The sequence below is a fragment of the Sphingopyxis sp. Q841 genome (assembly GCF_052384365.1).
In the GTDB taxonomy this organism is placed as follows: Bacteria; Pseudomonadota; Alphaproteobacteria; order Sphingomonadales; family Sphingomonadaceae; genus Sphingopyxis; species Sphingopyxis terrae_A.
The window spans coordinates 1,298,454-1,318,743 of sequence record NZ_JBQSUM010000001.1 but is presented as its reverse complement, the minus strand read 5'-3'; the positions used below and the strand labels follow the sequence as shown (position 1 = coordinate 1,318,743).

The 20,290-nt window shown below is 66.7% G+C and carries 23 protein-coding genes; 7 read left to right on the top strand and 16 right to left on the bottom strand.

Annotated elements, in window-relative coordinates:
* Positions 1-3: 3 nt before the first annotated feature.
* From ACT17R_RS06515 to ACT17R_RS06485, 7 genes are all read left to right on the top strand, one after another.
* Complete coding sequence (locus tag ACT17R_RS06515; RefSeq protein ID WP_062901626.1) at positions 4-1,116, top strand: flagellar basal body P-ring protein FlgI; 1,113 nt, start codon at positions 4-6, stop codon at positions 1,114-1,116.
* Positions 1,113-1,415, top strand: coding sequence for a rod-binding protein (locus tag ACT17R_RS06510; protein WP_186402824.1), 303 nt, complete (start codon positions 1,113-1,115; stop codon positions 1,413-1,415). Before ACT17R_RS06515 ends, ACT17R_RS06510 begins: the two co-directional genes overlap by 4 nt.
* Positions 1,412-2,740, top strand: a complete 1,329-nt coding sequence (gene flgK, locus ACT17R_RS06505) for a flagellar hook-associated protein FlgK (RefSeq protein ID WP_062766134.1) — start codon at positions 1,412-1,414, stop codon at positions 2,738-2,740. The genes ACT17R_RS06510 and flgK overlap by 4 nt, the downstream gene beginning before the upstream one ends.
* A gap of 39 nt (positions 2,741-2,779) precedes the next feature.
* Positions 2,780-3,610, top strand: coding sequence for a flagellin N-terminal helical domain-containing protein (locus ACT17R_RS06500; RefSeq protein WP_186402825.1), 831 nt, complete (start codon positions 2,780-2,782; stop codon positions 3,608-3,610).
* Positions 3,611-3,703: 93 nt separating this feature from the next.
* Complete coding sequence (motA, locus tag ACT17R_RS06495) at positions 3,704-4,567, top strand: flagellar motor stator protein MotA (protein ID WP_003041465.1); 864 nt, start codon at positions 3,704-3,706, stop codon at positions 4,565-4,567.
* Positions 4,567-5,427 (top strand): flagellar motor protein MotB, encoded by an 861-nt coding sequence (locus ACT17R_RS06490; protein ID WP_444809159.1) that lies wholly within the window; start codon positions 4,567-4,569, stop codon positions 5,425-5,427. The genes motA and ACT17R_RS06490 overlap by 1 nt, the downstream gene beginning before the upstream one ends.
* Before the next feature lie 179 nt (positions 5,428-5,606).
* A complete protein-coding gene (locus ACT17R_RS06485) occupies positions 5,607-6,677 on the top strand; it encodes a sigma-54 interaction domain-containing protein (RefSeq protein WP_120694154.1) in 1,071 nt (356 codons plus the stop codon).
* A 152-nt stretch (positions 6,678-6,829) separates the two neighbouring features.
* Here the strand turns inward: ACT17R_RS06485 and ACT17R_RS06480 are convergent, their stop codons facing one another.
* Genes ACT17R_RS06480 through fliF form a run of 16 tightly spaced genes read right to left on the bottom strand, consistent with a single transcriptional unit; the run spans position 6,830 to position 20,290 of the window.
* A complete protein-coding gene (locus ACT17R_RS06480; protein ID WP_062766132.1) occupies positions 6,830-7,219 on the bottom strand; it encodes a flagellar export chaperone FliS in 390 nt (129 codons plus the stop codon).
* A gap of 11 nt (positions 7,220-7,230) precedes the next feature.
* Complete coding sequence (gene fliD / locus ACT17R_RS06475) at positions 7,231-8,613, bottom strand: flagellar filament capping protein FliD (protein ID WP_062901629.1); 1,383 nt, start codon at positions 8,611-8,613, stop codon at positions 7,231-7,233.
* Positions 8,614-8,669: 56 nt separating this feature from the next.
* Positions 8,670-9,809 (bottom strand): flagellar type III secretion system protein FlhB, encoded by a 1,140-nt coding sequence (gene flhB, locus ACT17R_RS06470; RefSeq protein WP_062901630.1) that lies wholly within the window; start codon positions 9,807-9,809, stop codon positions 8,670-8,672.
* A gap of 2 nt (positions 9,810-9,811) precedes the next feature.
* Positions 9,812-10,591 (bottom strand): flagellar biosynthetic protein FliR, encoded by a 780-nt coding sequence (gene fliR, locus ACT17R_RS06465; protein ID WP_003041447.1) that lies wholly within the window; start codon positions 10,589-10,591, stop codon positions 9,812-9,814.
* Positions 10,592-10,598: 7 nt separating this feature from the next.
* Positions 10,599-10,868: a flagellar biosynthetic protein FliQ gene (locus ACT17R_RS06460; RefSeq protein WP_058812234.1), complete on the bottom strand. Its 270-nt coding sequence runs from the start codon at positions 10,866-10,868 to the stop codon at positions 10,599-10,601.
* Positions 10,869-10,872: 4 nt separating this feature from the next.
* Positions 10,873-11,658 (bottom strand): flagellar type III secretion system pore protein FliP, encoded by a 786-nt coding sequence (gene fliP, locus ACT17R_RS06455; protein ID WP_058812233.1) that lies wholly within the window; start codon positions 11,656-11,658, stop codon positions 10,873-10,875.
* Positions 11,648-11,926 carry a flagellar biosynthetic protein FliO gene (locus ACT17R_RS06450; RefSeq protein WP_003041439.1) on the bottom strand — a complete coding sequence of 93 codons (279 nt, stop codon included), beginning with the start codon at positions 11,924-11,926 and terminating at the stop codon, positions 11,648-11,650. Before ACT17R_RS06450 ends, fliP begins: the two co-directional genes overlap by 11 nt.
* On the bottom strand, positions 11,926-12,264 hold the full coding sequence (gene fliN, locus ACT17R_RS06445; protein WP_003041437.1) for a flagellar motor switch protein FliN: 339 nt from the start codon (positions 12,262-12,264) through the stop codon (positions 11,926-11,928). The genes ACT17R_RS06450 and fliN overlap by 1 nt, the downstream gene beginning before the upstream one ends.
* Positions 12,257-13,186, bottom strand: a complete 930-nt coding sequence (locus ACT17R_RS06440) for a flagellar motor switch protein FliM (RefSeq protein ID WP_003041435.1) — start codon at positions 13,184-13,186, stop codon at positions 12,257-12,259. Before ACT17R_RS06440 ends, fliN begins: the two co-directional genes overlap by 8 nt.
* Entirely contained in the window at positions 13,183-13,800 is a 618-nt protein-coding gene (locus tag ACT17R_RS06435; RefSeq protein ID WP_444809158.1) for a flagellar basal body-associated FliL family protein, read from the bottom strand. Before ACT17R_RS06435 ends, ACT17R_RS06440 begins: the two co-directional genes overlap by 4 nt.
* Before the next feature lie 20 nt (positions 13,801-13,820).
* On the bottom strand, positions 13,821-15,245 hold the full coding sequence (locus ACT17R_RS06430) for a flagellar hook-length control protein FliK (RefSeq protein WP_444809157.1): 1,425 nt from the start codon (positions 15,243-15,245) through the stop codon (positions 13,821-13,823).
* On the bottom strand, positions 15,242-15,685 hold the full coding sequence (locus ACT17R_RS06425; protein ID WP_263587814.1) for a hypothetical protein: 444 nt from the start codon (positions 15,683-15,685) through the stop codon (positions 15,242-15,244). The genes ACT17R_RS06430 and ACT17R_RS06425 overlap by 4 nt, the downstream gene beginning before the upstream one ends.
* Positions 15,682-17,013 (bottom strand): FliI/YscN family ATPase, encoded by a 1,332-nt coding sequence (locus ACT17R_RS06420; RefSeq protein WP_062901635.1) that lies wholly within the window; start codon positions 17,011-17,013, stop codon positions 15,682-15,684. Before ACT17R_RS06420 ends, ACT17R_RS06425 begins: the two co-directional genes overlap by 4 nt.
* Complete coding sequence (locus ACT17R_RS06415) at positions 17,010-17,606, bottom strand: FliH/SctL family protein (protein WP_062901636.1); 597 nt, start codon at positions 17,604-17,606, stop codon at positions 17,010-17,012. Before ACT17R_RS06415 ends, ACT17R_RS06420 begins: the two co-directional genes overlap by 4 nt.
* Positions 17,599-18,645: a flagellar motor switch protein FliG gene (locus tag ACT17R_RS06410; RefSeq protein WP_263587813.1), complete on the bottom strand. Its 1,047-nt coding sequence runs from the start codon at positions 18,643-18,645 to the stop codon at positions 17,599-17,601. The genes ACT17R_RS06415 and ACT17R_RS06410 overlap by 8 nt, the downstream gene beginning before the upstream one ends.
* Positions 18,638-20,290 (bottom strand): flagellar basal-body MS-ring/collar protein FliF, encoded by a 1,653-nt coding sequence (gene fliF, locus ACT17R_RS06405; protein ID WP_263587812.1) that lies wholly within the window; start codon positions 20,288-20,290, stop codon positions 18,638-18,640. Before fliF ends, ACT17R_RS06410 begins: the two co-directional genes overlap by 8 nt.

The following is a 20,290-nucleotide window of genomic DNA, read 5'->3' as shown; positions in this document are numbered from 1 at the left end:
GCCGTGACCAAGCGTCCCACCCTTCTCGCCCTCTTCCTCCTGCTGATCGCGGGCTTCGCCTTCGCGGCGCCGGCGTCGGCCGAGCGGATCAAGGACATGGGCCAGTTCCAGGGCCTGCGCGCCAACCAGCTTACCGGCTATGGCATCGTCGTGGGCCTCGCCGGAACGGGCGACGACAGCCTCGATTATTCGACGCTAGGGATGAAGGGCGCAATGTCGCGCTTTGGCATGACGCTTCCTGCAGGGGTTAACCCGGCGCTCAAAAATGCGGCTGCGGTGATGGTCACCGCCGAACTTCCGCCCTTTTCCAAGCCTGGTCAACGGCTCGACATCACCGTGTCGGCGATCGGCAAGGCCAAGAGCCTGCGCGGCGGCACGCTGGTGCTTGCGCCGCTCTATGGCGCGGACGGACAGATTTACGCGATGGCGCAGGGCAACCTCGTCATCGGCGGTCTGGGAGTCGACGCCGCCGACGGTTCCAAGCTGACGGTCAATGTGCCGTCGAGCGGACGGATCGCCGGCGGCGCGACAGTCGAGCGCGCGGTCGATACGGGATTTGCCTATGGCGACCAGCTGACCTTCAACCTCCACCAGTTCGATGCGACCAACGCGCAGCGCGTAACCGATGCGATCAACCGTGCGGTCGGGCCGGGTGCGGCGACGATGCTCGATGGTGCGAGCATCTCGATTCGCGCCGGCGGCAGCGGCGACGATCGCATGCGCCTGATGTCCCGAATCGAGAATCTCGAGGTTATCCGCGCCGAACCGCCCGCCAGAGTCATTGTTAATGCGCGCACCGGAACGGTCGTTATCAACGGTGCGGTTCGGGTCGGCACCGCGGCGGTGACGCAGGGCAAGCTCTCCGTCTCGGTCAAGGAATCGCCCACGGTGGTGCAGCCTGCACCGTTCAGCCGCGGGGAAACGACGGTCGAACAGTCGAGCGAGATCGGCGTCGACCAGGAATATCGTCCGGTGATGATGGTGAAGCCCACCGCATCGCTTTCCGAGCTCGTCGATGCGATCAATCGCATGGGCGTTCCTCCCGGCGACCTTGTCGCCATCCTCGAGGCGCTGAGCCAGGCCGGCGCGCTCACTGCGGAACTGGTGATCATATGACGACACCTCTTTCTTCGATCGGCGCCCCCGCCGCCAGCGCCGCCCCCGGCGGGGCCGGCAGCGGCGACGGCGGACTGCGCAAGGCGGCCGAATCCTTCGAGGCAGTCATCCTGCGTCAACTCCTCTCGTCGATGCGGCAGGCCAAGCTGGGCGACGACATCTTCGGATCGAGTGCGACTGACAATTTCCGCGAAATGGCCGACGCCAAGACCGCGGACAGCATTGCCTCAATGCGCCAGTTCGGCATCGCCGACATGGTCGAGGCGCAGTTCCGCGCCCGGGTCGGAGGCGCGCAGTGAGCGACCTTCTCAACATCGGCGCCAGCGGCCTGCGCGCCTATTCGCGCGCGCTGTCGACGATCGGCGACAATATCGCCAACGCGCAGACGCCCGGCTATGCGCGGCGTACACTTGAACTGGTCGAGAATCAGGCGGCGAGCAACATGCCGCTCTATCGCAGTTCGATCAAGCCGGGCGGCGTGGCGATCCAGGGCGTGACGCGCTCGGTCGACCAGTGGCTCATTCAGGATTCGCGCATTTCGTCGGGCGACGCCGAGCGCTCGGCGACCAAACTCGACTGGATGAACAAGGTCGAGGCCGCAATGAGCGACGATTCGAACGGGATCGCGACCGGGCTGGGCAAGCTGTTCAACACTGCCGATCTGCTCACCGCCGATCCGTCGAACCCGACGCTGCGGGCGCAGTTTCTGCAATCGGTCGACGATGTCGCGTCGGGCTTCCGCACCGCGGCGGGCCAGCTTTCGAGCATGGCCGACGGGATTTCGAGCGCCGCGGCGGGCGAAGTCGATAGCTTCAACACCAATTTGAACGCCCTCGAACAGATCAACATCGGGCTGCGCAAGGCGCGCCCGGGATCGACCAACGAGGCATCGCTGCTCGACGAGCGCGACCGGTTGCTCGACGAGCTTTCGACGCAGGCCGGCGTCACCGCGAGTTTCGACAGCCATGGCGCGGTGACGCTGACCGCAACGGCGACCGGCGATACGCTGGTCGGCGGCGGCGTCGTGACGCCGATTTCGGTCAGCGCTGCGGCCGACGGCCGGCTGTCCTACAGTATCGGCGGATCGCCGTTCACGACCGCGACGGGCTCGCTCGCCGGACTGGCTGAGGCGGCGAACCATGTCGCTGACCAGCGCGCAGGGCTCGACACCATGTCGGCGCAGTTCGCGAACCAGGTCAATGCCGCGCACCAGGCGGGCGTCGATGCCAATGGCAATCCGGGCCAGCCGCTGTTCGCTGGCGTCGGCAGCGCTGCGACACTGGCCGCGGCGCCGTTGACGACCGCACAGGTCGCGGCGGCCGATGCGACGAGCAGCAACGGCAATATGCTTGCGATCGGCGGGATGCGCGGGTCGAACGATCCCGAAAGCGCCTGGGCGGCGCATATGGCGACGCAGGCGCAGGCGACCGCATCGGCGCGCGCGCAGGACGCCGCTGCGACGACCCGCCGCGACGCCGCCTCGGCGGCACGCAGCGCGGTCAGCGAAATCGATCTCGACCGCGAGGCGGCCGATCTGCTGCGTTTCCAGCAAGCCTATTCGGCGGCGGCGCGCACGATCCAGGTCGCGCGCGACACGATGCAGGCGCTGCTGAACGCGGTGTAGGCGAAGGATTTGGGGCCATGAGCCACAAGGGGCAAAACGATGATTAACGCCACCGGCAACCGCATGACGCGCGAGATCGCGCGCCAGTCAAAGCTCGCCGAACAGATCGAAAAGCTGCAGATCCAGGTTTCGACCGGCAAGCGGCTCCAGCGCATGTCCGACGATGTCGTGGCGTCGAAACGGATCGCGACGATCGGCAAGACCCAGGCGGCGATGGACACCTGGGCGACCAACATCAACACCGGCAAGGCGCTCGCTGCGCAGGCCGACGGTGTTCTGCAATCGACGAGCGATCTGCTCACCCGCGCTCGGGAACTCACGCTCAATGCGGCGAGCGACACCGCGAGTCCGGCGGATCGCGCGACGATCGCCGCGGAATTGAGCGCGATTGCCGACCAGATCGACGGGCTGGCCGCGACGCGCGATGCGAACGGCGAACCGCTTTTCGCAACCGGCAATGCGCGCGCAATGCGGTTCGATTCGGACACGGTATTCGCCCCGGTGCCATCTGCGGCCGATGCCCTGGCCGTCAGCGGGACGAGCCTGTCGACTTTCGTCCGCGATGCCGCGGCCGCGGTGGCGGCAGGCGACAAGACGGCGATGGGTGGGGCGATGACCGCTCTCGACACCGCAATCAACCACACCGCAGACCAGAACGCGGCCATAGGCCTCGCCGCCGGCCGCCTCGAGCGGATCGGCGACAGTCTTGCGGCGCGCGGCGTGACGCTGGCCGATGAACGCTCGTCGGTCGAGGATACCGATCTTTCGGTTGCGATCGCGCAGCTCAACGCTGCCGATCTGACGCTCGGCGCCGCGCAGGCGGCCTTTGCCAAGATCAACCGGCAGAGTTTGTTCGATCTTTTGAGCTGAGCGGCCTCAAGTTTCCGGCGCCGCTGCCGTTAAGCATAAGAGACGTCCCTGTTTAGGCGGACCCCGGGCGGGTCCGGATGGAGTTGAGCGCGCATGTTTCCCGTAATCGGCATCGTCGTACTGATCCTGCTGGTGTTCGGGGGTTTTGCGCTGACGGGCGGCAATCTTGGTCCCGTCATGCACGCGCTGCCGCACGAAATGCTCATCATCGGCGGCGCCGCAGTCGGATCGCTGATCATCGGCAATTCGGGCGCCGACCTGAAGGCGCTCGCCGGCGGGCTCGGCAAGGTGTTCAAGGGGCCGCAGTACAAGAAGCAGGATTATCTCGACGTCATCCTGCTCGTGTCCTCGCTGATGAAGATGATGCGCACCGAAGGCCCGGTCGCGGTCGAACCGCATATCGAAGACCCCAAAAGCTCCCCCATCTTCCAGCAATATCCCAGGCTGCTCAAGGACAGCACGCTCGTCCACCTGATCTGCGATACGTTGCGCCTGGTCGTCGTGTCGTCGGGAACGCTCGATCCGCACGCGGTCGAGGACGTGATGGACAATGCGGTGAAGAACCACCACCACCACGCGATGAAGCCGGCCGACGGCTTGCAGAATCTCGCCGACGCGCTCCCCGCGCTCGGCATCGTCGCGGCGGTGCTTGGCGTGGTGAAGACGATGGGCTCGATCGACAAGCCGCCGGAAATTCTGGGCGGAATGATCGGTTCGGCGCTCGTCGGCACCTTCCTCGGCGTGTTGCTCGCCTACGGGCTCGTCGGCCCGTTCGCGACGCGCGCGAAAAGCGTGATCGAAAGCGACGGCGCCATCTATCACACGGTGAAGCAGCTCATCATCGCATCGCTCCACGGCCACCCGCAGCCGCTCGTCATCGAAGCAGCGCGTTCGGGTGTCGAACATTCGAACCAGCCGAGCTTCGCCGAGGTCTTTGACGGAATGCGGGGCCGCTGATGGCCGCGCGTCCCAACACGCCGCCGCGGCCGATCATCGTCAAAAAGGTGATCGAGGGGGGCCATGGCGGCCACCATGGCGGTGCGTGGAAGGTCGCCTATGCCGACTTCGTGACCGCGATGATGGCCTTCTTCCTGCTCATGTGGCTGCTCGGCGCCACCACCGAAAAGCAGCGCAAGGCGCTTGCCGACTATTTCGCGCCGACGATCGTCCAGACCAAGCAGGAAAGCGCCGGGTCCAACGGCATGTTCGGCGGCGATTCGATCGTTTCGGCCGACAATTATCCGCATCGCGCCGGGCAGACGGGAACGCGGTCGATCACGATCCCGCGCGACGTTGTCGGCGGACCCAAAGAGGCTTCGGGCCGCGAACAGGAAACCAAGAAGTTCCAGCAGGTCGCGAAATCGCTCGCCGAGCGCGTCCAGCGCAAGGGTGATCTGCGCCGCCTCGCGCGCAACCTGCGCTTTACCCAGACCACCGACGGCATGCGCATCGACGTCGTCGACGATGCCGACTTCTCGATGTTCACGATGGGAACGAGCCAGCTCACCCCTGAAGGCGTGCGGCTGTTCCAGGAAGTGGCCGAGGCGATCGGGGGCGTGCCGAACCAGCTGATGATCCGCGGTCACACTGATGCGGCACCCTGGTCGGCAGGCGCGGGCACCAACAACTGGCGGCTGTCGGTCGACCGGGCGGAGGTGGTGCGCAACTATCTCCAGTTCCGCGGGATCGATTCAAACCGCTTCTCGCGCATTGAAGGGGTCGCCGATCGCGAACCCTATGTCCCGTCGAATCGCTTCGACCCGCGCAACCGGCGCATTTCGATCACGCTCGGCTGGGGCAGCGCGGCCAAATATTAGTGCCAGATTGGCAGTAAGATAAATCCTTAACAGCGCAATTGCGCCACCATTGCTACCATATTGGCAATAACGCTTTATTTTCAATGGGTTGTAATAGTCTGGATAATCTTTCGTTTACCATTTTCCTCAATCTCTCGGCTCATCGGAAAGGCGCCATGGGGGGCGCCATGGAGACGAAAATGACTGAGGTGGGGCAGAACAAGGGCAATAACGCAGCGCTCGAAGCGCTGATCATCGGCAACAGCCCGGCGGTCAGCCAGCTGCGCGAGATGATCCGCCGGGTGGCGCGATCGAACGCCTCGGTCATGCTGTGCGGTCCATCGGGATCGGGCAAGGAACTGGTTGCCCGCGCCATCCACGACGAAGGCGTCCGCGCTGGCAAGGCCTTCGCCGCAATCAACTGCGGTGCTATCCCCAGCGAACTCATCGAATCCGAACTTTTCGGTCACGAAAAGGGCTCGTTCACTGGCGCCACGGCGCGCCGTATCGGTCATTTCGAAGTCGCCAGCGGCGGTACGCTCTTCCTCGACGAAATCGGCGACATGCGCTTCGACATGCAGGTCAAGCTGCTCCGCGTGCTCGAGGAACGCACCATCGTTCGCGTCGGCAGCAGCGAGGTCCGCCCGGTCGATGTCCGCGTCATTTCGGCCACGCACCAGGATCTGGGCGCGGCGATCGCCGAGGGCAAATTCCGCGAAGATCTTTTCTTCCGTCTGGGCGTCGTCGTCCTGCAGGTGCCGAGTCTCGCAAGCCGCGTCGAGGATATTCCCGCGCTGATCCGCCATTTCCAGCGCAAGATGCCGGCCGACGCCAAGTGCCGCTATGATGACGCTGCGATCGCGATGCTGATGCAGCATCGCTGGCCGGGCAATGTCCGCGAACTGCGTAACTTCGTCGAGCGTGCCAGCGTCCTGTTCGGCGGAGAAACGCTCGGCTGCGACGATGTCGCGATGCTTTTGAACCCCACCGCAGCGCTGGCACCGCGGCCGATCCTCCCCACGGGTACGGTCGCGGTACCAGCCGGCGGGCTGGACATCCCGGCGGCCGCCGGCGCGCAGGCGAAAAAGCCCGCGCCGGGTCAGCCGATCGACCTCAAGCGCGAGATCGAGACGATCGAACTGGAACAGATTCACGTCGCGCTCGACCTTGCCGACGGCATCATTTCGGAGGCTGCCCGCCTCCTGTCGCTCAAGCGCACGACGCTGATCGAAAAGATGCGCAAATATGGAGTTCAGCAGCAGGCCGCCTGAAAACTACCCCACCAGTTTCGGCGCCGCTGAATTCGGCACCGGTCGCACCCCACCCCAGTCGTCGCTTGTCCCCACTTATAGCGACGGCGCGGGCCGCGGCCGGTGCCGAACCCTTTTTTACCGATCGATAATGAAGAGACGACGCGGGCGCGTCAGCGAAGCTGGCGCCAAGCCTCGGCAATCGTACGGATGCCGTCGAGCACCTCGGCAAAACCGTCTTCGCGATTGGCGGCGATCGCCTCATCGAGCTTGCGGCGCATACTGCGATAGACGCGCGACAGCGCCGCGGCGACATCGCCGCCCGCGCTATGATCGAGATTGGCGTCGAGTCCGATCAGGATCGCGCGCGCGCGGTGCGCGGGGTCGGTGGCGGAGACGCGCTGTCCCTGCCGCGCCATCGATCCGAGCACGCCAACGGCCGTTTCGAGCTCGTCATAGAGCATGGCGACGAGCTCGACCGGGTCGGCGCCCTCGGCACGGCTTTCCTGCTGCAGCCGGCGGTAGGTGCCGGTGGCGCGGACGATCGAGGCGGTGGCAGGCACGGCGAAAACCCTTAGTTATTGCTGTTCTGGTTGTTCCACATCTGGATCTGCTGTTCCAGATAGGCCTGGGTCGCCTTGAAGGCTGCCAGCTTTGCGTCGAGCGTGCTGTATTTTTTCTCCAGCCGCGCGCGATAGGCGTCTTCGCGCTCGTTGACCTTGTCGAGCTCGTCGGCAAGATCCTTGCTCTTGGCATCGAGCGTCCTGGTGACGCGATCGATCACACCGCCTGTCCCCACGGCCTTGTCGCGCAGAGCGTCAAGCACACCGGCGATGCCCGGATCGCTGACGTCGGTATGCGCGCCATCGCGCGGCGGATTGAACAATGCTTCGACCGCGCCGGCGTCGGTCGTCAGGGCGGTTTCCAGCCGGGTTTGATCGACGGCAAGCAGGCCGTCCTTGTTCGTGTAGATGCCGATGTCGGCGAGCGTCGTATAGGTGCCGCTGCTGGTCAGTGTTTGCGACATCATGCCGCGCAGCTGGCCCTCGAGCTCGCGCAGGCCGCGCGTGTCACCCGACATCGCGGCGGCATCGGTGATGCTCTTCTTGAGCTGGTTGTAGACGTCGACAAAATCCTTCACCGTCTGCCGGATCATATCGAGCGGGCGACTTGCCCCTACATCCACCTCCTGGCCTGGCGATGCCTTTTTAAGCGTGAGCGACATGCCGGGAATCACGTCGTCGACGATATTGGAACTGCGGCTATAGGCCACGCCGTCGATCGTGAATTGGGCATCGGTCGCCGATTGGCCCAGCGTCATGCCGCCGCCCGCACCATAGCCGAACGCCGCGAGCGCCGGATCGGCGCCCGCGTCGGCAGTCAGCGTGAAGCTGTTCGCCGCTCCCGTCGCGCCCTTGAGCACGATCCGGCTGCCGCCAGTGTCGGACACGATCGAGGCCGATACGCCGCTGCCGCTGGCGTTGATCGCTTTTGCCAGCCCTTCGAGGCTGTTGTTCGTGCCGTCGATTGTAATCACATGGTCGGTGCCGCCGACGCTGAGCGTCATCGTGCCGGTCCCGATCGCCGCCGTCTTGTCGGCGACCACCGCCGAATAGGCGGTCTGCGCCCGGGCAAGCTGGTCGACGACCACCGTCGCCGAGAAGCTGTCGGCGTTGATACCGGCGCGCGTCGTTGCCGAAATCACGCTTTCGTCCGAAACCGTCGGCGTACTGCGCAAGGTGCCGTCGGACACCATCTGCGCCAGCGAATCGGCAAAGCCTTCAAGGTTCGATCGCGCCTGCGATACGGCGCTGATCCGCGCCTGATTCTGCTGCGCCAGCGTCGAGAGCCGCGTAACCTTGGGCTCGCGCGAGGCAGCCGCAAGATCATCGACAAGCTTGGGAATGTCGATCCCCGACCCGGCGCCGAGCGAACTGGCAATGGAAGTGAGAGCCATGGCAAATATCCTTCGCTCTTCTTAACGGCCGCACGCGCGCGACATTAAGCGCGAAATCAGCCCTGCCGGCGCCCGTCGGGATCGAATTGGTGCGACACCGGAATCTCGACATCGGGCTGGCTGCGTCCCTCGGCGACCGCGCGTTCGAGCTGGAACACGAAGGCGAGGATAGTGGCGACCGCGATGAACAATTCTTCGGGGATCGTCCGCCCGGCGCGCACGGTGAAATAGATGGCGCGGGCGAGTTGCGGATATTCCAGGATCGGGATGTCGGCGCCGCGGGCAAGCTCGCGGATTGCCAGCGCGACATCGCCCCGCCCGCGGGCGACGACGACCGGCGCCGCATCGACGCCCGGGCGATAGCGCAGCGCGACCGAGAAATGCGTCGGGTTGGTGAGCACGACCGTCGCGTCGGTCACCGCCTTGCGTGCCGACCCGCTCAATATTTCATGCGCCCGCTGGCGCTGCGCCTGCTTGAGCTCGGGAGCGCCGTCCGACTGGCGCATCTCCTCTTTGACTTCCTGCTTGGTCATCATCAGCCGCCGGTTGCGCTGATACCATTGGGCGGGAACGTCGATCAGCGCGATCACCACCAGCCCGCCCGCCATAGCGAGCATCGAATGGCCGATGGCGCTGCCTGCGAGCCCGATCGCCGCATTGAGGTCGGTCGACGCCATGGTCATGATCGCGGGCAGATTGACCGCGATCAGCCAATAGCCGATCGTTCCCAGCAGCAGAACCTTGGCGATCGACTTGACCAGTTCGATCAACCCCTGCGGCCCGAAGATGCGCTTGAGGCCGTTCAGCGGATTGATGCGGTTACCCTTGAAATTGAGCGCCTTGCCGCGCCAGCCGAGCGAACCGAGCATCGCGGGTGCGGCGATCGCGGCGACGAAGGCGAGCGCGAACAGGCTGCCGAGCGGCAGCAGAATCTCGACCCCGTTGCGCATCACTGCTTCGCCCGGCGCAAAATGCGCGACATCGTCGGCGTTGAGCGTCAGGCCGCGTTTCATGAGGTCGCCCGCTGACTGAACGAGCCAGCCGCCCGCAGCAAAAAGCCAGCCGGCACCCGCGAGCATCATCAGCGCGGTCGCAAGTTCGCGCGACATCAGCACATCGCCCTCGCGTGCGGCATCGGCGCGCTTTTTCGGGGTTGGCTGTTCGGTTTTCTGGTCCTTGTCCGACTGTTCGGCCATCGTCAGCCCCCCGCGAGCAGGCGCGCCATGTCGAGCGCGTCGGAGAGGAAGCGGGCGATCGCCTCGGCCATTGCGGGGGTCGCGATGCCGAGCAGGATGACCCCGGCAAGCAGCGTCGCCGGCAGGCCGACGGCGAACAGGTTCATCGCCGGAGCCGAGCGCCCGATGACGCCCATCACCATCTGGACCATGATCAGCACGAAGCCGACAGGCAGGGCGATGGTCAGCCCCGCCGCGAACATCAGGCTGCCGAAGCGCAAGATGCCTTCGATCGCGCCATAGGAGGGAAAGGCGTTGCCCGGCGGCAGCGCATTATAGCTCTGCACGATGATCTCGATGAGCAGCAGATGGCCGTTCGCCGCCAAAAACAGCGCGGTGGCCAGCATCGAGAGGAACTGGCCGACCGCCGAGCTCATCTGTCCGCTCATCGGATCGACCATCGCCGCAAAGCCGAGGCCCATCGCGTTGCTGATCGCCTCGCCCGCGAGCAGTGCCGCGGCGAGACCCATTTGGAGCACGAAGCCGATCGCGAGGCCGATCACGACCTCGCCCGCGACGAGAAGCAGGCCGGTGAAGGACACGAGCCCTTCGGGCGGCAGATGGAGCCCCGACGCCGCGACCGCGGGAACGCCGACCGCGAGCGCGATAACGAGGCGCAGCTGCACCGGCACGTTGGTCGCCCCGAACACCGGCGCGGCCAAAAAGGCGGCGCCGGGGCGGATCATCCCCAGCATCCAGAGCTGGAGCATCGCCTCGATATTCGGGATATCGGCCGGGTTCATCGCGGCCCTATCGGACCAGATTGGGTATCTGGGCGAACAGGTCGCGGGTGAAATCGGTAAGCAGGACCAGGATGCTGCTGCCGAAGATCGCCAGACAGATGGCGGTGATGATGAGCTTTGGTACGAAGCTGAGCGTCTGTTCGTTGATCGAGGTCGCCGCCTGGACCATGCCGAGCAGCACGCCGATGACCAGCACCGGAATCAGGATCGGCGCCGAGGCGAGCGCGAGGATCCACAGCGCCTGCTGTGCGACACCGATGAAATAATCGGCCTCCATCGCCCTATGTCCCGAACGACGAGGCGAGCGACCCCATCGTCAGCGCCCAGCCGTCGACGAGGACGAAGAGCAGCAGCTTGAACGGCATCGATATGACCGTCGGCGACAGCATCATCATGCCGAGCGACATCAGCGCCGAGGCGACGATCAGGTCGATGACGAGAAAGGGCAGAAAGATCAGGAAGCCGATCTGGAAGGCGGTCTTGAGTTCGCTGGTGACGAAGGCGGGCAGCAGGATCGAAAAGGGGACGTCCTTCGGGCTCGCATATTCGGGCGCCTTGGCGATCTTGGCGAACATCATCAGGTCGGTCTTGCGCGTCTGCTTCATCATGAAGCCGTGGAGCGCGTCGCCCGACCGGACGACCGCCTCGCCGATGTCGATCTGTTCCTGACCATAAGGGGTGATCGCGACGCGGTTCACCTCGCTGAGCACCGGCTGCATCACGAATAGCGACAGGAAGAGGCTGAGCCCGACGAGTACCTGGTTGGGCGGGGTCTGTTGCAGGCCGAGTGCGTGGCGCAGGATCGACAGCACGATGATGATGCGCGTGAAGCTGGTCATCATCAGGAGCAGCGACGGCAGCACCGTCAGCAGGCTCATCAGCAGCAGGATCTGCAGCGACAGGCTCAATGGGCGGCCGTCGCCGCCGATTTCGCCGACCGCGCGGGTCAGGCCGTCAGCCGCCTGCGCATGCGCCGCGGGCGCCGCTGCGACGAACAGCGCGATGCCGCCGGCAATCGCCGCGCGGCGCAGCCAGCGGCCGCGCGCCGGGGCGGCGTCAGTCGACATGAAAATCGCCCTGGCTGTTGTCGGCAAGGCGCGTGATGCCGTTGCGCGATACCGCGATCAAAATCTGTTGCCCGGCAAATTCGACCACCGCGAGCTTCGACCCCGGACCGAGGGGGAGCACGCCGACAAGGTCGACCGGCCGATCCTGTTTCGCGCCGCCGCCCAGCGGCACGCCCATCTGGACGCGCTTCCACAGCCACAGGCTGCCCCAGGCCATGCCGCCGACGATCGGCAGCAGGATCAGCAGGCGCAGGATATATTCGAGCATCAGGCCCTCCGGTCGAAGCCGGCGATGCCGCGGTCGGGCGCGACGACTTCGGCGACCTGGATACCGTAGCGGCCCTCGACGCTGACGATCTCGCCCTTCGCGATCAGCGTACCATTGGCATAGATGTCCAGCAGGTCGGTCGCCGCGCGGTCGAGTTCGATCACGCTGCCTTCGGTCATCGTGAGCAGCTCGGCGAGCGTCATCGAAGTCGATCCGACCTCGACCGAGACACGCAGCGAAACGCCGGCGAGCAGGTCGAAATTGGGGGCGGCGGCAATCGTCTTGCCTTCGCGGCGGTCGCGCTGCGGCGCTGCGGGCGCGTCGCTGAGGTCAGTCATTGTCCGGTCCTTTTTCGATTTGATCGATCATGATGGCGGCGTTGCCATTGGCTTCGCCGATGCTGCCGAGCGCGAATTTGCGTCCGGCGACGGTCACCGGCACCTGGCGCGGCATGGTGATGGGGATGATGTCGCCGACTTCGAGCGACAGAAGTTTGACAAGGCTGATCTCGGGACGCGCGAGGACCGAACGCACGGGCAGGCGGACGTCCTTGAGTGCCTTGTTGAGCGCGTTCGACCAGACGGGATCGGTCTGCGGCAGGTCGCGCATTTCGGGCACCGGTTCGGCCCCCGCGATTCCGCGCAGCGCCGCCTGCGGATAAGCGCACATTACGGTCTTGCCATCGAAAGGCGCGCCGCGCAGCGTGAACCGCTGGACGAGCAGTTCGTCGTCGGCGCGCACCGCGGCGAGCTTGGCGCTTTCGGTGGTGACGAAATCGAGTTCGGGATCGATCGGGTGCTTGTCGCGCCACGCGGCGGCGAGCTGCAACCCCATGTCGCGGCCGAGGCGCGCGGCAAAGCGTTCTTCGGCGTCGGTCAGATCCTCGCGCTCGCCCGCGGGCTGACCCTTGCCGCCGTAAAAGATGTCGACGAGCTGGAGGACAAGCGCGCGGCCGCCGGTGATCAGCACCGGCCCCTTGAGCGGCGGCGCGTGATAGCGCCAGAAAATCGCCGGTTCGACGACGGCGCACCAGTCGGCAAAGCGCATCGTTTCGGCGGGCGCGCGCTCGATCTGCACGAGCGGCGCGCCGAGAGCGCGCACCAGATCGCGCAGGCTGCGCGCGAACTGGTTGCTCACGGCGTCGAGCAGCGGAAAGGCATAGCTGCCCTCCGACCGGCGGAGCAGCAGCGACGCCTGCGCGTCGGCCTCCTGCCGCGCCGCGGCGTCTGCGGCCGCTACGGGTTTGGCGTTTAGCGTCACTGAATCACCAAGCTTGTGAAATAGACATTGTCGATGCCCCCGAACCCCTCCTTGTCGCGCAGTACTTGGTTAATCGCATTGGTCAACTGGCGTTGAAGCCGCTGTTTGCCCTGCGACGTCGAAAGCAGCGCCGGATCCTGTTCGGCAAGCGTCATCAGGACGGCCGACCGGATCGGCACCTCCTGCCGCTTGATGTTGGTGATCAGCTTGCCGTCATAATAGGTCGACAGGCTGATCCCGACCTGAAGAAAGCCCGATCCGTCGGCCAGATTGGTCGTGAAGGGCTGTTCGATCGGATAATAGGTGATCTCATATTTGCGGGGATCGACCTTGTAATGATCGTTGGGAACGGAGACGGTGCCGACCTTCAGCGGCGGCGCGCCGCCGCCTTCGCCGCCCTCGCCCGAGGCCGCTTCTTCCTTTTCGCTGCGCACGACCAACTTGGGGTAATTGTCCTGCGGCGTCGCCTTATGCTCGCCGAGGCCGCCACCCAGATAGATGCCCGCGCCCGCGCCGGCGCCGATCAGCGCGGTTCCGCCGACGCCGACCACCAGCAGCTTCTTCATCTTGCCGCCCTTCTTGGGCGCTGCTTCGGGGGCCTTGTCCTTGCTCATCTCGTCGGTTCCTTTCGATATCAGGCAAAGCGGCCGCGGCGGTTCGCGGCGCTGTCGTCGTCGCGCGCGTCGGCGCGATCATTGGCGGTTTCGATCAAATGGCTCGCGTCGGGCGCAGCGCCGCGTCCCTGGTTCTGGCCCTGTCCCTGACCCTGGGCAAGCGACGGGCGCCCGGCCTGATCGGGGGTGCAGGTCACTTCGGCGCCGGCAACGCGGACGCCCTGCTGGCGGAGATCCTCGACCAGTCGCGGCTGTGCGGCGGCGACGATCGCGGCGGTGCTTTCATGCTGGGTGTCGAGCTTCATCGACACGCTGTCGCCGTCGAGTTTCATCGCGACGTCGAGCCGGCCGAGGTGGCGCGGCATCAGGCGGAAGCTGAGGTCGCCCTTGTCCGATTTGGTCGCGGCGATATCGGCGGCGAGCTGCGCGATCCAGCGATCATCGCTCGTCAAGTCGAGCGTGCGTTCGGCGAGCGGCGCCGCTTGTGCCGGGGCGCCGATGCTTGTGGCGCCGGGCGTGGCGGGCTGATTGAACAGCACGGTCATGGAAGCGCCGCCTTCGGCACGGATCGGCTTGGCCGCGGGTTCGGCGGCGGGCGCCGGCGTAGCGGTGGCGCTCTCGGCCTTCGCAGGCGTTACCGCGGGTGCGGTGGGGGCGTCGCGGCCTTGCGGCGCGGCCGGGGCCAGCACAGGCTTGGCAGCCTTCGCGGGCTTGTCGGCAACCGGCGCGGAGGCTTCGGGCACCACGCCATTCGCGGCGGCAGGCGCCGGATTGAGAGGCAGGGTCACGGCGGGAGGCGTCGTTCTCGCCGTCGCGGCAGCGTCGGCCGTAGGCGCGGCGTCGGTCGCTTCGGCATCGGCGTCGTCGGTGCCGGTCTTCGCCGGATCGACGGCTGGCTTGGCGGGCTTGCCGGTCAGGGCGGCGAGCAGGCTGGCGGCATGTGCCGCGGCATCCTGCGCATCGGGTTGCGGGACCTCCGGGCCACCGCGCTTGGGCGCGGCCTTGGGCGACGTGTCGTCGGCCGGGATCGCGGGCGCGGCTTCGGTATCGGCGGCGGGTGCCGTCTTGGCCTCGGTAGCGGGCTTTTTGCCGCCGACGATGGCGGCGAAATCGGGTGTCACGACGTGCGGCGTCCCGGCCGCGGTGGTGCCGTCGGGGTTGGTGGCCGTAGGCGGCAGGGCATCCGCTGTCGGCGCTACCGCGCCCGCCGCTTCGGCGCCTGCGAGCGCGATCACGCTCGCGGCCGTCGCCGTCGCCTGAGTATCGCCGGTCGGCGCAGCGCCGGGCGTGCCGGTCTTGCCAATCGTCGCGGCTCCGGGAAGCGCGGCGAGGAGCTGGCTGAAGCCGCCGTCCTCGCTGGCGCCGCTGGCGGGCGCCTGGCCGATATTGGACAGAAAGGCCGCGAAGCCGGGCTGGCTCGCGCTCTGGGGCAGGCCGGGCATCATTGCGGGCCGCCTTCGACCAGGCGCAGGCTCATCGTGCGGCGGCGGTGCGGGCGGTTAGCGTCGGCGCGGCGTTCCATCTCGACTTCGGCCGACTTGCGGCTGCGTTCATAGAGGCGCACCGCCGATTCTTCCTTCATCAGCGCGCTCTGCGCAAGCACGCCCATTTCGTCGCGGCGCGCGCTGGCGTTGACCAGCGGGGTTGCAAGATTTTCCTTCGCCATGTCGAGCCGCATGCCAAGTTCGCCGACCGTATTGAGCGCGCGGCCCGCGACGACGCCGCGGGCGACCGCGAGGTCGGCGCGCAGCGCCTCGAGGCGGCGCGACAGCTCGATGAGGCTCGCGAGCTCGCCATTGGCGCGCGCCAGATTGGCCTCCGCCATCTGATGTTCGACGGTGCGCACGCGAATGATACGTTTGCGGCGTGCGGTGCGGGCGGTCATGCAGAATATCCTTCGATGAGTGACTGGCGTGCGGTCTGGAAATCGACCTGGGTGCCGGCGGGCTGGGTAACGAATGCAAGCTGGTCGGCGCGCCGCGCGATGGCGGTGTCGAGCACCGGATCGGTGCCGGCGACATAAGCGCCCATCAGCATCAGGTCGCGATTCTCTTCATAGGCGGACCAGAGCTGGCGGAAGCGCGCGGCGGCGGCGGCGTGATCGGCATCGACCGAATCGGCCATGGTGCGCGACAGCGACCGGGCGATGTCGATCGCGGGATAGACCCCCTGTTCGGCAAGCTGGCGCGAGAGGATGATATGCCCGTCGACGATCGCGCGCGCCGAATCGACGACCGGATCCTCGATGTCGCCGCCATCGGCGAGTACGGTATAGAGCGCGGTGATCGACCCGCCGGTGAGGCGGTCGTTGCCGGCGCGTTCGACGAGCGAGGGGATAAGCGCGAAGGTCGAGGGCGGATAGCCCTTCATCGTCGGCGGTTCGCCCAGCGTCAGCCCTATCTCGCGCTGCGCGTGCGCGACACGCGTCAGGCTGTCGATCAGCAGCAGCACCTTCTTGCCGTCCTGACGAAAGGCTTCGGCGATCGCGGTCGCGCGCATCGCGGCGCGCAGGCGAAGCAGCGGCGGATGGTCGGCGGGAACCGCGACCACCACCGATTTCTTGCGGACGGCGGGCGGCAGCTTGGTCTCAACGAAGTCGCTGACCTCGCGGCTGCGCTCGCCGATCAGGCCGACGACGATCACGTCGCATTCGGTGCCCGCGATCATCTGGCCCATCAGTACTGACTTGCCGACGCCCGACCCCGCGATGATCGCGACGCGCTGGCCTTCCCCGACGGTGAGCAGGCCGTTGATCGCGCGCACGCCCATGTTGAGCGGTTTGGTCACCCGGCCGCGGCGCAGCGGATTGACCTTGCGGCCGGCGAGCGGCCACTGGAACTGCGACTTGACCGGCGGGCGGCCGTCGAGCGGATTGCCCTGCGCGTCGATGATGCGGCCGAGCAGCGCCTTGCCGACGGTCACCATGCTCGACGCGCCATGCGGTTCGACCGGCGCGCCGGTGACGAGAGGCATGTTGGTGTCGAAGGGCAGCACGAGACTGCGGTGCCCGCGAAAGCCCACGACCTCGCCGTTCACATATTCGTTGTTCGCCGACTTGATGCGGACATTGCTGCCGAGCGGCTGGGGAAAGCCTGATACTTCGAGCATGATGCCTTCGTGCGCGACGAGCGTGCCGATGCGGCGCGGCGATGCGTCACTGAGGTCGACGGGGTCGAGCAACTGGCGGGCGGACATGGCGAGGCGGCGCGTCATGCGGCGCCGCCCTGGCCGCCGAGTGCGGCACGCAGCTCGTCGAGGTAGACCGCGCGGCCATGTTCGATCCAGCCGGCCGAGGTTTCGACACGGACGGTGCCGCGCGCCATCGACGGATCGCTTTCGATCGGCAGCGCGATCGGCGCGTCGACGAGGAGCACTGCGTCGGCGGGATTGACCCACAGGGTGCGCGCCTTGTCAGCTTCAGCGACCAGCGCGGCGGCGGTTTCGGCCTGCGCGCGCAGCCAGTCGGCCTCGATCGGCGCCGCCTCGACGATCTGGCGGACGAGCCGCTCGACCGTTTCGGCGATCAGCTGCGCGAGTTCCTCGCTGGGTTCGTCCTGCAGCGCTTCGGCGGCGGCGACCATCGCGAGCAATTGCTGGCGTTCGACCGCAAAGGCGGCTTCGGCCAGGCGCTGGCCTTCGGCAAGCCCGCGCGAAAAGGGGTCGTCGGCTGGCTCGGCCGCCACTTCGGGGGCCGGCGCTAGCGGAGCGCTGCGCGGTTGGCCGAACTGCAGCGGGCGAAAGCCGCCGTCGCGCGCCATCGCATGCGCCAGTGCGGCGACGGTCGATTCGGACGCGAGATCAGACATAATCGTCGCCCCCGCCCGCGAGCATGATTTCGCCCGATGCTGCCATCTGGCGGACGATCTGCATGATCGACTTCTGCGCTTCGTCGACGTCGGTGCGCTTGACCATCGTCATTTCGGCCATTTCGTCGCGGATCGTTTCCGATGCGCGCTGCGACATCGTCGACAGGCACAGATCGACCATGTCGGCGTCGGTACCCTTGAGCGCGACCGCGAGGATCGCTGCATCGACCGAGCGCAGCACGGTGCCGATGCTCTTCTTGTCGAGCTCGCGCAGATTTTCGAAGATGAACATCTCTTCCTCGATCGCCTGTGCCAGCAGCTTGTCCTGCTTCTTGAGCGCGCGGATCGTGCGTTCGGACAGCGACTTGGGCATTTTCTTCATGATCTTCGCGACGTCGCTCGGGCCGCCGATCGGCTGCTTGGCGACGCGCTGGCCGCCGACATTGGCGGAAGCGAGCACCGATTCCAGATCCTCGATCGCGGCGGCGGGGACGGTGGTGAGCTGCGCCGCGCGCAGCACCAGATCGGCCTGCAGCACCTCGTCGAGCGTTTCGATCGCGCGCGCGGCGACGTCGGGGATCAACACCGACAGGATCAGCGCGCCGACCTGCGGATGTTCGCTGGCGAGCAGCGCGCTGATCGCCTCGACATCCATCCAGCGCAGCATCTCGAGCGACGCGGCGCTCGACTGCGGCGCGACGGCGGCCAGGATATTGTCGGCGCGGACATTGCCTACCGCCTGATTGATGACGGTGCGGATACGCGTTTCGGCGCCGATGGCGAGCGCGCTGACGTCGCGGCTGCGCACGACGAACTGGTCGAGCGCCTGTTCGATCTGCGTTTCGCTGGCGTTGGCGGCGTCGAACATGCCCTTGGCAAGCAGGCGCACCTCATCGGGATCGAGATGCTTGAGGATCGTGGCGGCGTCGCCTTCCTCGAGCAGCATCAGCAGGATCGCGGCGGCGGCCGATCCTTCGATGGCGGGGCGCAGGCCGACCGCGGGTGCGATATCGCCGGCGACGTCGGTGTCGTCAGCCATGGGCACCCTCCTGCATCAGCTGGCGCACGACGAGCGCGGCGCGCGCCGAGTCCTGGCGGACGAAGGCGCGGACCAGATTGGCGCGCGCTTCATAGCTTGGCGCGGCCTCGATCATCTCGAGCGTGATTGCGCTGCCGCCGCGCGGCGCGTCGAGTGCGGCGCGGTTTTCGGTGGCGGTGAGCAGCGACTGTTCGATTTCTGCATCGCGTTCGGCGCGCGCGGCGGCGCGCTGCTTGGCCGACTTGATCATCGGACGGCCGATGAACAGAAAGGCGAGCAGCGCGGCGAGCACGGCGCCGATCTGCTTGGCGAGCGGCATGAACCACGGCTGGTCATAGAAGGCGGGTGCGACATCGTCGACCTTCGCAAAGGGACGCTGGCTGATCGCGACGACGTCGCCGCGCGTCTGATCGTATCCGACCGCGCCTTTCACCAGCCCCTCGATCTTGGCGAGGTCGGCCTGGGTCAGCGCCTTCTGGCCCTGGTTCAGCGCGACGGCGATCGACAGGCGCTTCAGGCGACCCTGCGGCTGGTGCGTGACAGAGATTTCTCGGCCGACCTCATAGGCGCGGGCGGAATTTTCGTTGCTCTGCGTGTCGGTGGTCGGCGCGCCGGCGGGCGTCGGCGCGGGGGCATTGTTCGTCACCGTAGTCGCCTGCGGCGGCTGGTTCGACAGCGCGCCGGGGATGCCCACGGCGGGCGGCGTGCTCTGGCCGCTGACGACCCGGCTCACCTGTTCGGTCCTCAGCGCGCGGTCGTTCTCGGGGAAGCTTTCGCGCGTCGCCTGGCTTTCCGACATGTCGACGTCGGCGTGAACTTCGACCGAATAATTGCCCGAGCCGAGCATCGGACCGAGCAGCGTTTCGAGCGCGCGGCGGAAGCGATCCTCCATCTGCATCTGGAGCTGGAAGCTCTTCATGTCGCCGCTGCTGGCGCCGTCGGAGAGCAGCGCGCCGCGCTGGTCGATCACTTGGACCTCGTCGGCGTTCATGCCGGGAACCGAGGAGGCGACGAGGAAACGGATCCCCTGAACCTGCGCGTCGCTGAGGTTGCGGCCGTTCTGCAACGTCAGCATCACCGACGCGGTTGCGGGCTTGTCGTCGCGGACGAACAGGCTGGGTTCGGCGGCGGCGATGTGGACGCGCGCGGTCTTGACCGCGTCGATCGTCTCGATCGTACGCGACAGGTCGGCTTCGCGCGCCGAGCGCAGCGTTTCGCCTTCGATCGCGCGGCTCGACCCCATCGGGAGCGAGGCGATCAGGCTGTCGCCGCTAGGCTGCGCCTTGGGCAATCCCTGCCCGGCGAGCGCGATGCGCGCCTGATACAGCTTGTCGGCATCGACGGTCAGTGCGCCGGTCGTCGGATCGATGGTGTGGCCGATCCCCTGCGACTGGAGCGCATCGGCGACGGCGGCCTTGTCGCTGTCGTCGAGCCCCGCGAAAAGCTGCGCCTGCGGCGCCGACTGGGTCATGAAATAGGCGAGCGCGGCCAGGCCGATCGCGGTCGTCGTGGCGATCGCAGGCAGCGCGCGCTGGACGGCGGGCTGGCGGACGAACTGCTGGACCGGCGCAAAGCGGCCGCCCATCGCAGGAAGGGGCAGCCGGTTCGTATCGGCAACGGGGGCGAGGAGTTGAGCTTCGGCCAT